The organism is Pseudomonas taeanensis MS-3 (assembly GCF_000498575.2).
GTDB classification, from domain to species: Bacteria; Pseudomonadota; Gammaproteobacteria; order Pseudomonadales; family Pseudomonadaceae; genus Aquipseudomonas; species Aquipseudomonas taeanensis.
Genome location: NZ_AWSQ01000006.1, coordinates 208276 through 222502, shown reverse-complemented (window position 1 = coordinate 222502; position 14227 = coordinate 208276). Strand labels below are relative to the sequence as shown.

Here is a 14227-nt window from a genome sequence, read left to right as displayed (position 1 = left end):
GATGTCGCACCAATCCGAACTGATCAGCGAGGACATCCTCGCCTACCTGGCCCAGCACGAACGCAAGGAGCTGTTGCGCTTCCTTACCTGCGGCAACGTCGACGATGGCAAGAGCACCCTGATCGGGCGCCTGCTGCACGACTCCAAGATGATCTACGAAGACCATCTGGAAGCCATTACCCGTGACTCGAAGAAGTCCGGCACCACAGGTGAAGAAGTCGACCTGGCGCTGCTGGTCGATGGCCTGCAGGCCGAGCGCGAGCAGGGCATCACCATCGATGTGGCCTACCGTTATTTCAGCACCGCCAAGCGCAAATTCATCATCGCCGACACCCCCGGTCATGAGCAGTACACCCGTAATATGGCGACCGGTGCCTCCACCTGCGACCTGGCGATCATCCTGGTGGATGCGCGTTACGGCGTGCAGACCCAGACCAAGCGCCACAGCTTTATCACCTCGCTGCTGGGCATCAAGCACATAGTCGTGGCCATCAATAAGATGGACCTCAAGGACTTCGATCAGGGCGTATTCGAGCAGATCAAGGCCGATTACCTGAAATTCGCCGAAGGTATCGCACTGCAACCAAGTTCCTTGCACTTCGTGCCCATGTCGGCGCTGAAGGGCGACAACGTGGTCAACAAGAGCGAGCGTTCGCCTTGGTATGACGGCCAGTCGCTGATGGAAATTCTGGAAACCGTGGAAGTGGCCGGTGATCGCAATTTCGACGATCTGCGCTTCCCGGTGCAGTACGTCAATCGTCCGAACCTGAACTTCCGCGGCTTCGCCGGTACTCTGGCCAGCGGCATCGTGCGCAAGGGCGACGAAGTCGTGGTGCTGCCGTCAGGTAAGGGTAGCAAGATCAAATCCATCGTCACCTTCGATGGTGAGTTGGAGCATGCCGGTCCCGGTCAGGCGGTCACCCTGACCCTGGAAGACGAAATCGACGTCTCGCGTGGCGACATGCTGGTGCATGCCGACAACCGTCCGCAGGTGGTCGACAGCTTCGAGGCCATGCTGGTGTGGATGGCCGAAGAGCCGATGCTGCCGGGCAAGAAGTACGACATCAAGCGCGCCACCAGCTATGTGCCGGGCTCCATCGCCAGCATCAGCCACAAGGTCGATGTGAACACCCTGGAACAGGGGTCGGCGAGCAGCTTGCAACTGAATGAAATTGGCAGGGTCAAGCTCGCGCTCGACGCGCCAATTGCGCTCGACGGCTATGAGCATAACCGCACCACCGGTGCCTTTATCGTTGTGGATCGGCTGACCAATGGCACTGTTGGCGCAGGCATGATCATCGCTGATCCGGTGGGTGCGCAAAATGTCAGCGGTCACCATGGCAAGCTGGCTCATGTGACCACCGAAGAGCGCGCATCGCGTCTGGGACAGCAACCGGCGACCGTGTTGTTCAGCGGCCTGTCCGGTGCCGGCAAGAGCACCCTGGCCTATGCCGTAGAACGCAAGTTGTTCGATATGGGACGTGCGGTCTATGTGCTGGATGGTCAGAACCTGCGCCATGACCTGAATAAGGGGTTGCCGCAAGACCGTGCCGGGCGTAGCGAGAACTGGCAGCGTGCTGCGCATGTTGCGCGTCAGTTCAACGAGGCAGGCTTGTTGACTCTGGCAGCATTCGTCGCGCCGGATGCCGAGGGTCGCGAGCAGGCCAAGACGCTGATCGGTGCTGAGCGCCTGATTACCGTGTATGTGCAGGCATCGCCGCAAGAGTGTCGCGCGCGTGATCCGCAAGGCTTGTATGCGGCTGCTGGCGACAATATTCCCGGCGAGTCCTTTCCCTATGACGTGCCGCTGGATGCCGATCTGTTGATCGATACCCAGAGTGTTTCGGTGGAAGAAGGCGTCAAGCAGGTCCTGGCATTGCTGCGTCAGCGCGGCGCGATCTAAGCGCGTTTGTCCAGCCAGTGGCGCTTGGTCATTGGGTATTGAAAGCCGGCTCGGAATGCATATTTAGTCAGCTAAAGTGTATTCCTTGCCGGTTTCAGTTAACTCGGTCGGCACTCATGACGGCTACTCAAGCGGTGCCATGGATCGCCAGCCAACAAAAAGCCCCGCNNGCGGGGCTTTTTGTTGGCTGGACAGTAGCTAGCTGCTGTCGCAACGGCTAGCAGGCCGTCGACATGTAAACTGTGCTTTTTCGGCCGGTTTCGCCTTGCCTAGCCTTTACTCGCTACATTTTCCAACGGCCCGCTAGCCGATCAGTTCACTCAACGCTTGCTCTTCAAGCCGTAGTTTTCGTCGAGCATACCCGGTACATCGGCGCTTTTAGGGGCATAGTCCTTGGGCATTTCATCGTTCTTCGGTGTGCTTATGCGTTCGCGTTTTACGCTGCCTTCGTCGGCATGCAAGGCGGCGAGCAAGCGTTGCCGCGTCAGTTCGTCAAGCGCTAAGCGATTGGCGCCTTCGGATAAGTGCTCCTGCACATCCTGGTAGTTCTGGGTGAGTTTCTTCACCAGATTGGCGGTGGTGTTGAAATGGGTTACCACCTCGCTCTGGTAAGCGTCGAAACGGGCCTGCATGTCGTCCAATTGGCGCTGTGTGCGGCCGGGGGCTGCATTGGGCGCAAGGCGGGCGATCAGGAAGCCGATGGCGACACCGGCGACCAGGGTGAGGGCCGGTAGCAACCAGGCTGTGAGCGTCTGTTCCACGAGTCCTTCCTCTCTAAGCGGCTTTGCTTTACGTTAACGGCTGGAACCTGCGCTGTATACCGCAATGCAATGCCAAAATCAGTCTGGCGCAGGCTGTCAGCTAGACGAGTCGACCCAGTTCGGGGTCACGGAGTTCATTGTTGCTCAACCGCGAAACCCCCACATTGATCGATGGTCCTTGTGGCCAGTTGGAAGCCCTGTTTCTCGAAGTGCCCGATGCGCGGGGCGTTGCGCTGATCTGCCACCCCAATCCGGTGCAGGGCGGCAGCATGCTCAACAAAGTTGTTTCAACCCTGCAGCGCACCGCGCGCGATGCCGGTCTGGCCACATTGCGTTTCAATTACCGTGGTGTTGGCGCCAGTGCCGGTACCCATGACATGGCAAGCGGCGAGGTCGATGATGCCGAGGCCGTAGCCTGCTGGTTGCGCACCCAGTACCCGCACTTGCCATTGACCCTGATGGGTTTCTCCTTTGGTGGCTTTGTCGCTGCCAGCCTGGGCGGGCGCCTGGAAAACCAGGGTGTTGAATTGGTCCAGTTGTTTATGGTCGCCCCGGCGGTCACGCGGCTGACAGCAGACACGCCGCTGCCGCAACGGTGTCCGCTGACCCTGATCCAGCCGGAAGACGATGAGGTGATCAGCCCGCAGGTGGTTTATGACTGGTCGGCGGCGCAGGAGCGTCCCCATGAGCTGCTGAAAGTGGCAGAATGTGGGCACTTTTTTCACGGCAAGTTGACCGACTTGAAGGCCTTGGTTTTGCCGCGCCTTTGATTCCCGGTTGCAGCCGACCAGCGCCTAACCTGACAAGCGAACGCCATGACCACTCGTATTCTTACCGGCATCACCACCACCGGCACGCCGCATCTCGGCAACTATGCGGGCGCGATTCGCCCGGCCATCGTCGCCAGTCGCGACGCCAAGGTGGAGTCCTTCTACTTTCTCGCCGACTACCATGCGCTGATCAAGTGCGATGATCCTGTGCGCATCCAGCGCTCGCGCCTGGAAATTGCCGCAACCTGGCTGGCTTGCGGCCTGGATGTCAACAGGGCGACTTTCTACCGGCAATCCGACATCCCGGAAATTCCCGAGTTGTGCTGGTTGCTCACTTGCGTAGCCGGCAAGGGCTTGCTCAATCGCGCCCATGCCTACAAAGCTTCGGTGGATAAGAACGTCGAAGCCGGTGAAGACCCGGATGCCGGCGTGACCATGGGTCTGTTCAGCTATCCGGTGCTGATGGCGGCGGACATCCTGATGTTCAACGCGCACAAGGTGCCGGTCGGCCGGGATCAGATCCAGCACGTGGAGATGGCCCGCGACATTGCGCAGCGTTTCAATCATCTGTTTGGTCAGGGCAATGAGCTGTTCACCCTGCCTGAAGCGGTGATCGAGGAGGAGGTGGCGACCCTGCCAGGGCTCGACGGGCGCAAGATGTCGAAGAGCTACGACAACACCATCCCGCTGTTTGGCAGCGCCAAACAGCTGAAGGAGGCGATCGCTCGCATCGTCACCGATTCCAGGTTGCCGGGCGAAGCGAAGGACCCGGACAGCTCGCACCTGTTCACCCTTTATCAGGCTTTTGCCACTCCTGTGCAGCAGGCCGAGTTTCGGGCCGACCTGTTGGCCGGTCTGGCCTGGGGCGAGGCCAAACAGCGCCTGTTCGAGTTGCTCGATGCCGAGCTGGGCGAGGCGCGCGAGCGCTATCAGGCCCTGATTGGGCGGCCGGCCGAGCTCGAGGATATTCTCCTGGCTGGTGCGGCCAAGGCGCGCAGGATTGCCACCCCGTTCCTCGGTGAGCTGCGCGAGGCGGTCGGCCTGCGCTCCTTCCGCGAACAAGTCAAGGTAGCTGGCGAGGGCAAGAAAAAGGCGGCCAAGAGCGCGCGCTTTGTCAGTTTTCGCGAGCCCGATGGCAGCTTCCGCTTCCGCTTCCTGGCTGCCGACGGCGAGCAGCTGTTGCTCTCGCGCCCCTTCAGCGACCCCAAGGCGGTCGGCGTCGTCAGCCAGCGACTGATCGCCCAGGGCGCCGATGCCCTGGAATTGCGTGAGGACGAGGGCGATCAATTCACCCTCTGGCTGGATGGCGAGTGTCTGGCCGATAGCCCGCCCTATGCCGATCCGGAAGAGCTGGACGCCGCCATGTTGCGTCTGCGCGATATCATCGCCGGGTTGGCGGGAGCCCAGGGGTAGGGCGATAGTCGAGCCTCTAGGCCGAAAGGGCGGCAGAATTCGCCACAGTTAACGCTGGCGACAGATTGCCAATTCACGGGGGCGTCGCTAAAGTGTCGGCCCCGTTTTTACTTGCCTGGCTAACGAATATGACACCGCTAGAGCGCTATCAGGCCGACCTCGAACGCCCTGACTTCTTCCATGACGCTGCTCAGGAAACTGCAGTGCGCCATCTGCAGCGTCTGTACGACGAGCTGGTGGCTGATGGGCAGAGCAAGACCGGGTTGCTCGGCAAGCTCTTTGGCAAGAAACCCCAGGGGCCGGTAAAAGGCCTGTACTTCTGGGGCGGTGTCGGGCGTGGCAAGACCTATCTGGTCGATACCTTCTTCGATGCCCTGCCGTTCGAGCAGAAGATGCGCACGCACTTCCATCGCTTCATGAAGCGGGTGCATGAGGAAATGCGCACGCTCAAGGGCGAGAAGAATCCGCTTACGATCATCGGTCGGCGTTTTGCCGATGAGGCACGGGTGATTTGCTTCGACGAATTTTTTGTCTCCGACATTACCGATGCGATGATTCTCGCCATGCTGCTGGAGGAGCTGTTCAAGAACGGTGTCACTCTGGTAGCAACGTCCAACATAGTGCCGGACGGTCTGTACAAGGATGGTTTGCAGCGTGCGCGCTTTCTCCCGGCCATCGCCCTGCTGAAGCAGCACACCGAGATCGTCAACGTCGACAGCGGCGTCGACTACCGCCTGCGCGCCCTGGAGCAGGCCGAGTTGTTCCACTGGCCGCTGGATGCGGCGGCCGAAGAAAGCCTGCAGAAGAGCTTCACCAGCCTGTTGCCCGAGCATTGCTCGGTGCAGGTGGATGAGCCGTTGATGATCGAGAATCGGGCGATTACCGCGCGCAAAGTCGGTGATGACGTGGCCTGGTTTGAGTTTCGCGAACTGTGCGATGGCCCGCGCAGTCAGAACGACTACATCGAGCTTGGCAAGATTTTCCACGCCGTACTGATTTCCAATGTCGAGCAGATGAGCGTGGCCAAGGAAGACATGGCGCGTCGTTTTATCAATCTGGTGGATGAGTTCTACGACCGCAACGTCAAGCTGATTATTTCCGCCGAAGTGGAGCTGAAAGACCTCTACACCGGTGGCCGCCTGACCTTCGAGTTCCAGCGTACCTTGAGTCGGCTGCTGGAAATGCAGTCCCATGAGTTTCTCTCACGGGCGCACAAACCCTGATCCGCGATTCACTGAAAAGGCTGCCGATGGGCGGCCTTTTTGTTGGGTGCAATCAGGCGGGGCTGTCCTGGTGGTGAAACTGGCGGCGGTACTGGTTGGGTGACAGTTCGGTGTGCTGTCGGAACAGGCGGGCGAAGAAGCTGGCATCGTCATAGCCGACTTCGTAGCTGATGGTCTTGATGCTCTTGCGAGTGGCGCTGAGTAAACCCTTGGCGGTTTCGATGCGTAACCGCTGCAGGTAGTGCAGGGGCTTGTCGCCGGTAGCCGCTTGAAAGCGCCGCATAAAGTTGCGGATGCTCATGCCGTGTTCGCGGGCGACGTCCTCGAAGCGGAACTTGTCGGCGAAGTGATCTTCCAGCCATTGTTGGATCTGCAGGATGATCAGGTCGTGGTGCAGCTTCTGTCCGCCAAATCCGATACGTCCAGGGGTGTAGCTGCGCTGCACCTCATAGAGGATATCGCGGGCCACGCCTTGCGCCACGCTGGCGCCGCAAAAGCGTTCGATCAGGTAGATATACAGGTCGCAAGCCGAGGTAACGCCGCCGGCACAGTACAGATTGTCGGCATCGGAGAGGTGTTTTTCCTGATTTAGCAGCACTTTGGGGAAGCGTTCGGTGAATTCGTTGAAGAAGCGCCAGTAGGTGGTCGCTTCCTTGCCATCGAGTAACCCGGCCTGCGCCATCCAGAACACGCCAGTGGCTTCGCCACAGATCACGCTGCCGGATGCGTGGCGTTCTTTGAGCCAGCTGAGTACCTGTGGGTGGCGTTGGCAGAGTGCGTCGAAGTCGTCCCAAAAGGCGGGGAGGATGATCAGGTCGGCGTGATCCAGGGGGCCATCAACCGGCATCAATACACCGCTGAAACTGCGCGCTGCCTGTCCGTCCGGGCTGACCAGGCGAATGTCGAAGGTCGGCGTCAGGCCGAGACCCTGTTGCTTACCGTAGCGCAGGCTGGCCATGTGAAAGAAGTCTTTAGCCTGCATCAGGGTCGAGGCGAATACACCTTCGGTGGCGAGAATGCTGACGCGTTTGAGTGGTGTGGGCTGCGCAATAGTCATCGTTATTGTTCTTATGGGTTAAGGGCTGAACCTTATTGCCTCTGAGGTGGCTTGAGGCTTCTTAGGGGTAAAGTGGTCACGATACGGCTGGATCGTCTTATTTTTTGGCGTATGTGTCCAGTGTGATGGAGGGTTCTACTGCCATAGAGTCGTGGCTTGCCAACGCAGGTCTCAGACCGCTTTCTTAGGTGCCAGCATGATTCCAAGAACTATTTTCAGTTCCGACCATGAGCTATTTCGCGACAGTGTGCGCAAGTTTCTCGAGCAGGAGGCCGTGCCCTTTCATCAGCAGTGGGAGAAGGATGGCCATATCGACCGTAAGCTGTGGAACAAGGCGGGCGAGGCCGGGATGCTCTGTTCGCACATTCCCGAAGAATATGGCGGTATGGCCGCGGATTTTCTCTACAGCACCGTGGTGATCGAGGAGGTGGGGCGCTTAGGGTTGACCGGGATTGGTTTCTCCTTGCACTCCGATATTGTTGCGCCCTACATCCTGCATTATGGGTCCGAGGCCCTGAAGCATAAGTACCTGCCCAAGCTGGTCTCGGGCGAAATGGTCACGGCTATCGCCATGACCGAACCGGGCGCGGGATCCGACTTGCAGGGTGTGAAAACCACGGCAGTGCTGGATGGCGACGAGTACGTGATTAACGGCTCGAAGACCTTCATTACCAATGGCTATCTGGCCGACCTGGTGATCGTCGTCGCCAAGACTGATCCGAAGGCCGGCGCCAAGGGCACCAGCCTGTTTCTGGTTGAGGCCGACTCTCCGGGTTTCTCCAAAGGCAAGCGCCTGGAAAAGGTCGGGATGAAGGCTCAGGACACCTCCGAGTTGTTCTTTCAGGACGTGCGCGTGCCCAAGGAGAACCTGCTCGGGCAGGCTGGTATGGGCTTCGCTTACCTGATGCAGGAGTTGCCGCAGGAGCGCCTGACTGTCGGTGTCGGTGCGCTAGCCTCGGCCGAGGCTGCACTGCAGTGGACCTTGGACTACACCCGAGAGCGTAAGGCGTTCGGTAAGGCTATTGCCGACTTCCAGAACACCCGCTTCAAGCTGGCTGAGATGGCCACGGAGATTCAGGTAGGCAGGGTGTTTGTCGATCGCTGTCTGGAGTTGCACCTGCAAGGCAAATTGGATGTGCCGACTGCGGCCATGCTCAAGTACTGGGGCACTGACCTGCAGTGCAAGGTGCTGGATGAGTGCGTGCAGTTGCACGGAGGCTACGGCTTCATGTGGGAGTACCCGGTTGCGCGCGCCTGGGCTGACGCCCGTGTACAGCGCATCTACGCAGGGACCAATGAAATCATGAAGGAGATTATTGCGCGCTCCTTATAGGTGCGAGCGTATTTCGCTCGAGTATGGGAAGCCCGATATAGCAGATGCCGGGCTTTTTCATGGCTGAACGAACACCTGGGGTTCTTAGGGGGCGGGGTTGGGTTGTGACTTGTGAATCGCCTCGATGCCGGCCAATACGTCATCGCTAAGCTTTAGCTCGCTGCTGGCCAGATTTTCATCAAGTTGCTCCAGGGTCGTCGCGCCGATGATGTTGCTGGTCACGAACGGCTGGGCGGTGACAAAGGCCAGGGCCATCTGTGCCGGATTCAAGTCGTGTTCGCGAGCCAGGGCTACATAGCGCGAGCAGGTGGTTACGGATTGGGGGTTGGTGTAGCGGGAGAAGCGGCTGAACAGGCTGAGTCGTGCGTTGGGCGGGCGCGCGTCGTTCTCGTATTTGCCGGAGAGCATGCCGAAGGCCATGGGGGAATACGCCAGGAGTCCGCAGTTTTCTCGGATGGCGATTTCCGCCAAGCCGACTTCAAAGCTGCGATTGAGCAGGTTGTATGGATTCTGGATCGATACCGCACGTGGCCAGCCACGACTTTCTGCCAGTTGCAGGAGCTTCATGGTGCCCCAGGGCGTGTCGTTGGATAGGCCGATATGACGAATCTTGCCGGCTTTGACCTGTTCGTCGAGTGCCTCCAGGGTTTCTTCCAGTGGCGTGAACTCGCTGTCCTGGTGTTGGTAGCCGAGTTGGCCGAAGAAGTTGGTCGGACGCTCTGGCCAGTGCAGTTGATAGAGGTCTATCCAGTCGGTCCGCAGGCGCTGCAGGCTGGCGTCGAGGGCCGCGGTTATGTGCTTGTAGTCATGCTTGAGTTGGCCATCTCTAATGTAATCGATGCCATTGCCTGGGCCGGCAACTTTGCTGGCCAGAATCCAGTCGGCGCGATCGCCGCATTGCTTGAAGTAATTGCCGATGATCTGCTCGGTCATGCCGTAAGTTTCGGCGCGAGGCGGCACCGGGTAAATTTCGGCGGTGTCGATGAAATTGATGCCATGAGTTTTGGCGCGACTGATCTGGGTGTGCGCTTCCGACTCGCTGTTCTGTTCGCCCCAGGTCATGGTGCCGAGGCACAGGGCGCTGACATTGAGGTCGGTTCGACCTAGTTGGCGATAGTCCATTGGGTTTTCCTTCGGCAAAGCATTCATACAAGCAGCTTGAAATTATTTTCGCAATCGGCATAATTGCGCACCTCTTTCTGCAGTGGAAGTGATGCGCCGCCTGCCGAAGAATCTTGCCGTGTGACGGACGCGCTGACCCGAGCCCCCGATAGCGTCTGTATCCGGCTGCCTTTGACTTGTCAAAGTACGCACTATTCAGTAAGATCCGCCGTCTAATTTATCAGGGCGGCCCCTGAGGCTATAAAGAATGAAGACTTTTACTGCTAAACCGGAAACAGTTAAGCGCGACTGGTTCGTCGTCGACGCTGCTGGTCAGACCCTGGGTCGTCTGGCCACCGAGATTGCGAGCCGTCTGCGTGGCAAGCACAAGCCGGAGTACACTCCGCACGTTGATACCGGTGATTACATCGTCGTGATCAATGCTGAGCAGATCCGCGTTACCGGTGCTAAGACCACCGACAAGATCTACTACTCACACTCCGGTTTTCCGGGCGGGATCAAGTCGATCAACTTTGAAAAGCTGATCGCCAAAGCTCCTGAGCGCGTGATCGAGACCGCGGTCAAGGGCATGCTGCCTAAGAACCCGCTGGGTCGCGACATGTATCGTAAGCTGAAAGTCTATGCGGGCACTGCACACCCTCATACTGCTCAGCAGCCCCAAGAACTGAAGTTTTAACGGAATAGTTCATTATGTCGGCGACTCAAAATTACGGCACTGGCCGTCGCAAGACTGCAACCGCTCGCGTTTTTCTGCGTGCTGGTACTGGCAAAATCTCCATCAATAATCGCACTCTGGATACGTTCTTCGGTCGCGAAACTGCCCGCATGGTAGTTCGCCAGCCGCTTGAATTGACCGAGATGACCGAGAAGTTCGACATCTACGTTACCGTTCTCGGTGGTGGTGTGAGTGGTCAGGCTGGCGCAATTCGCCACGGTATCACTCGTGCCCTGATGGACTACGACGAATCGCTGCGTCCGGCTCTGCGTAAAGCAGGCTTCGTGACTCGTGATGCGCGTGAAGTCGAGCGTAAGAAGGTTGGTCTGCGTAAAGCGCGTAAGCGTCCGCAGTACTCCAAGCGTTAATTCGCTTTCTGCGTTCAAAAACGCCCAGTTTCCTTCCGGAGCTGGGCGTTTTTTATGCGCGATCACCTGGTCTGTGACAACATGCCGCAGCCTTAGATGCCGCGTCTGGCAAGGTGTTGAGCCGCTTTGGGTGGGGTAATTACCTTGTCAGGTAAGGGGCTTTTCTTTACCATTTGGCGAATTTTTTGCGTGACCCGAAATTTAATTAGTAGAGGCCTGAATAACAGGCCGCAAAGTTGATGGGAGACGACTGAATGAGCAATGACGGCGTGAATGCAGGCCGGCGGCGCTTCTTGGTGGCGGCCACCTCCGTGGTGGGTGCTGCAGGAGCGGTGGGGGCCGCGGTCCCGTTCGTGGGGTCATGGTTCCCGAGTGCCAAAGCCAAGGCTGCCGGTGCAGCGGTGAAGGTGAACGTCAGTAAGGTCGAGCCGGGCCAGCAGATGGTTGCTGAGTGGCGGGGGCAGCCGGTGTTCATCGTGCGCCGTACCGAAGAAATTCTCGGTAACTTGACCAAACTCGAGCCCCAGTTAGCGGATGTTGACTCCCAGGCGTCGGTTCAGCCGACTTATGTCGACCCGAAAACCCGTTCGATCAAGCCGGAAGTCCTGCTTTTAGTCGGTATCTGTACCCATCTGGGTTGCTCGCCAGCGTTCCGTCCGGAAGTGGCTCCAGCCGATTTGGGTGCTGAGTGGGTTGGTGGATACTTCTGCCCGTGCCATGGTTCGCGTTATGACCTCGCTGGTCGCGTTTATAAGGCCCAGCCTGCGCCCCTGAACCTGCCGGTGCCGCCGCACATGTACGAGTCGGACGATGTGATCATCATCGGTCAGGATCAGGAGCAAGCTTGATGAGTAAGTTCATGGAATGGGTGGATGCACGCTTCCCCGCGACCAAGATGTGGGAAGACCATCTGAGCAAGTATTACGCACCGAAGAACTTCAATTTCTTCTACTTTTTTGGCTCCTTAGCACTCTTGGTGCTGGTTAACCAGATCGTCACCGGCGTCTGGCTGACCATGAGCTTCACGCCCTCGGCCGAAGAGGCGTTTGCTTCGGTCGAGTACATCATGCGTGATGTGGAGCACGGCTGGATCTTGCGTTACCTGCACTCCACTGGCGCCTCGGCGTTTTTTGTCGTGGTGTACCTGCACATGTTCCGCGGCCTGCTCTATGGCTCTTACCAGAAGCCGCGTGAGCTGGTGTGGATCTTCGGCATGCTGATCTACCTGCTGCTGATGGCGGAGGCCTTCATGGGCTATCTGTTGCCGTGGGGGCAGATGTCCTACTGGGGGGCCCAGGTGATCATCTCGCTGTTCGGTGCCATTCCGGTGATCGGCGACGACCTGACTCAGTGGATTCGGGGGGACTACCTGATCTCCGGGATCACCCTCAATCGCTTCTTTGCACTGCATGTAGTTGCGCTGCCGATCGTGATTCTCGGTCTGGTAGTGCTGCACATTCTGGCGCTGCACGAGGTTGGTTCAAACAACCCGGATGGCGTCGACATCAAGAAGAAGAAAGATGAGAACGGTATACCGCTAGACGGTATCGCGTTCCACCCGTACTACAGCGTCAAGGATCTCGTCGGCGTCGTAGTGTTCCTGTTCATTTTCTGCTTCATCGTGTTCTTCTTCCCTGAAATGGGTGGCTACTTCCTGGAGAAGCCGAACTTCGAGCAGGCCAACCCGTTCAAGACCCCTGAGCACATTGCGCCGGTGTGGTACTTCACTCCGTTCTACGCGATTCTCCGCGCGGTGCCGGACAAGCTGCTCGGTGTCATCGCCATGGGCGCCGCTATTGCTGTGCTGTTCGTATTGCCCTGGCTGGACCGCAGTCCGGTCAAGTCGATGCGTTACAAGGGCTGGATGAGCAAGATCTGGTTGTTGCTGTTCTGCGTGTCCTTCGTGATCCTTGGTGTGTTGGGCGTGTTGGCTCCGACACCGGGCCGCACCCTGTTGTCGCAGGTCTGCACCGCGCTGTATTTCGCCTACTTCATCCTGATGCCGTTCTACACCAGGATGGAGAAGACTAAACCGGTTCCGGAAAGGGTGACGGGCTGATGAAGAAGCTATTTGCTGCACTGGTTATCGCTGCTATGCCCGCCTTGGCTCTGGGTGCCGCTGGCAGCTATGAGCTGGACAAAGTAGACATCGACTTGACCGATAAGGCTGCCATGCAGGATGGCGCGAGAACTTTCGCCAACTACTGCATGGGTTGTCATGGTGCGAAGTTCCAGCGCTACGAGCGGGTTGCCGATGATCTGGGTATTCCGCACGAGTTGATGCTTGATAATCTGGTTTTCAGCGGCGCCAAGATTGGTGACCACATGAAGATCGGTATGCGCCCTGACGATGCCAAGGCCTGGTTTGGCGCAGCGCCACCGGATCTGACGCTGGTTGCTCGCGTGCGAGGTACCGATTGGTTGTATACCTATCTGCGAACCTTCTATGAAGACCCGACCCGTCCGTTGGGGGCTAATAACAAGGTGTTCCCCAACGTCGGCATGCCGAACGTGCTGGTTGGGCTGCAGGGTCGTCAGTACATTGGTTGCAAGCAGGTACAGGTTGTTGAGGATGGTAAGAAACAGTTCGACCCGTTGACCGGTACGCCGATTACCCACGAGGGTTGCGATCAGTTGACTATCGAGCCGAAAACCGGTGCGCTGAGTGAAGAGGCGTTCGACGAGAAAATCAAGAATCTAGTGACTTTCCTGGCCTACTCGGCTAACCCGGTGGCGCTGAAAAGTCAGCGTATAGGCACCTACGTTCTGCTGTATCTGGCTTTCTTCTTCGTATTTGCTTACCTGCTCAAGCGCGAATACTGGAAGGACGTGCACTAAACTGTTGCTTCTCCTTTGTTGACCTGCGCGCCCCTATGGGCGCGCAGGTTTTTCTGCTTCACATAACCTAAATAAGCGAGGAGGACCGCCATGGGCGTGACCAATCGGTTGGCCTGTTACTCCGACCCCGCTGACCACTATTCCCACCGTGTACGTATCGTGCTCGCCGAGAAGGGTGTCAGCGCCGAAATCATCAGTGTGGAGCCGGGCCGTTGCCCGCCGAGTCTGCTGGAAGTCAATCCTTACGCCAGTCTGCCTACCCTGGTTGATCGTGATTTGGCGTTGTATGAATCGACTGTGGTGATGGAGTATCTGGATGAGCGCTACCCGCATCCGCCACTGTTGCCGGTGTACCCGGTAGCGCGAGCTAACAGTCGCTTGCTGATTCATCGCATTCAACGAGATTGGTGTGCTTTGGTGGATCTGATTCTGGATTCGCGAAGCAAGGAGCCTGCGCGCGTACAGGCCCGCAAGGAGTTGCGTGAGAGTCTGACGGGGGTTTCGCCGCTGTTCGTCGACAAGCCGTTCTTCCTCAGTGAGGAGTTGAGTCTGGTAGATTGTTGCTTGTTGCCAATTCTCTGGCGTCTGCCGGTGTTGGGTATTGAGCTGCCGAAGCCGGCTAAGCCGCTGCTTGATTATATGGAGCGTCAGTTTGCTCGCGAGGCCTTTCAAATCAGTCTGTCCACCGTTGAACGAGATATGCGTTAACGCCATAGGAGGCCTT

General features: G+C 58.2%; 14 protein-coding genes. 11 read left to right on the top strand and 3 right to left on the bottom strand.

Features of this window, described 5'->3' with window-relative positions; all coding sequences use genetic code 11:
• The first annotated feature begins 1 nt into the window (after position 1).
• Positions 2 to 1903, top strand: a complete 1902-nt coding sequence (cysN, locus tag TMS3_RS18925) for a sulfate adenylyltransferase subunit CysN (protein WP_025166865.1) — start codon at positions 2 to 4, stop codon at positions 1901 to 1903.
• 320 nt (positions 1904 to 2223) lie between these two features.
• Here the strand turns inward: cysN and TMS3_RS18920 are convergent, their stop codons facing one another.
• Positions 2224 to 2664, bottom strand: a complete 441-nt coding sequence (locus TMS3_RS18920) for a YhcB family protein (RefSeq protein WP_025166864.1) — start codon at positions 2662 to 2664, stop codon at positions 2224 to 2226.
• Between the two features lie 140 nt (positions 2665 to 2804).
• Between TMS3_RS18920 and TMS3_RS18915 the strand changes: the two genes are divergently transcribed.
• From TMS3_RS18915 to zapE, 3 genes are all read left to right on the top strand, one after another.
• Positions 2805 to 3434, top strand: coding sequence for an alpha/beta hydrolase (locus TMS3_RS18915; protein ID WP_025166863.1), 630 nt, complete (start codon positions 2805 to 2807; stop codon positions 3432 to 3434).
• A 45-nt stretch (positions 3435 to 3479) separates the two neighbouring features.
• A complete protein-coding gene (locus tag TMS3_RS18910) occupies positions 3480 to 4847 on the top strand; it encodes a tryptophan--tRNA ligase (RefSeq protein ID WP_025166862.1) in 1368 nt (455 codons plus the stop codon).
• A gap of 128 nt (positions 4848 to 4975) precedes the next feature.
• The gene (zapE, locus tag TMS3_RS18905) at positions 4976 to 6070 is read left to right on the top strand and encodes a cell division protein ZapE (protein ID WP_025166861.1); all 1095 of its coding nucleotides are present in this window, start codon (positions 4976 to 4978) and stop codon (positions 6068 to 6070) included.
• Positions 6071 to 6122: 52 nt separating this feature from the next.
• Here the strand turns inward: zapE and TMS3_RS18900 are convergent, their stop codons facing one another.
• A complete protein-coding gene (locus tag TMS3_RS18900) occupies positions 6123 to 7028 on the bottom strand; it encodes a GlxA family transcriptional regulator (RefSeq protein WP_200929721.1) in 906 nt (301 codons plus the stop codon).
• A gap of 295 nt (positions 7029 to 7323) precedes the next feature.
• Here TMS3_RS18900 and TMS3_RS18895 point away from each other — a divergent pair, with 295 nt between their 5' ends.
• The gene (locus TMS3_RS18895; protein ID WP_025166859.1) at positions 7324 to 8460 is read left to right on the top strand and encodes an acyl-CoA dehydrogenase family protein; all 1137 of its coding nucleotides are present in this window, start codon (positions 7324 to 7326) and stop codon (positions 8458 to 8460) included.
• Positions 8461 to 8544: 84 nt separating this feature from the next.
• Here TMS3_RS18895 and TMS3_RS18890 read toward each other — a convergent pair whose 3' ends face one another.
• Complete coding sequence (locus tag TMS3_RS18890) at positions 8545 to 9582, bottom strand: NADP(H)-dependent aldo-keto reductase (protein WP_025166858.1); 1038 nt, start codon at positions 9580 to 9582, stop codon at positions 8545 to 8547.
• A 247-nt stretch (positions 9583 to 9829) separates the two neighbouring features.
• Here TMS3_RS18890 and rplM point away from each other — a divergent pair, with 247 nt between their 5' ends.
• From rplM to TMS3_RS18860, 6 genes are all read left to right on the top strand, one after another.
• A complete protein-coding gene (gene rplM / locus TMS3_RS18885; RefSeq protein WP_025166857.1) occupies positions 9830 to 10258 on the top strand; it encodes a 50S ribosomal protein L13 in 429 nt (142 codons plus the stop codon).
• 14 nt (positions 10259 to 10272) lie between these two features.
• Complete coding sequence (gene rpsI, locus TMS3_RS18880) at positions 10273 to 10665, top strand: 30S ribosomal protein S9 (protein ID WP_025166856.1); 393 nt, start codon at positions 10273 to 10275, stop codon at positions 10663 to 10665.
• 254 nt (positions 10666 to 10919) lie between these two features.
• On the top strand, positions 10920 to 11513 hold the full coding sequence (petA, locus tag TMS3_RS18875) for a ubiquinol-cytochrome c reductase iron-sulfur subunit (RefSeq protein ID WP_025166855.1): 594 nt from the start codon (positions 10920 to 10922) through the stop codon (positions 11511 to 11513).
• Complete coding sequence (locus TMS3_RS18870; RefSeq protein WP_025166854.1) at positions 11513 to 12724, top strand: cytochrome b; 1212 nt, start codon at positions 11513 to 11515, stop codon at positions 12722 to 12724. The genes petA and TMS3_RS18870 overlap by 1 nt, the downstream gene beginning before the upstream one ends.
• Complete coding sequence (locus TMS3_RS18865; protein WP_025166853.1) at positions 12724 to 13503, top strand: cytochrome c1; 780 nt, start codon at positions 12724 to 12726, stop codon at positions 13501 to 13503. The genes TMS3_RS18870 and TMS3_RS18865 overlap by 1 nt, the downstream gene beginning before the upstream one ends.
• A gap of 90 nt (positions 13504 to 13593) precedes the next feature.
• Entirely contained in the window at positions 13594 to 14211 is a 618-nt protein-coding gene (locus TMS3_RS18860; protein ID WP_025166852.1) for a glutathione S-transferase N-terminal domain-containing protein, read from the top strand.
• Positions 14212 to 14227 lie beyond the last annotated feature (16 nt).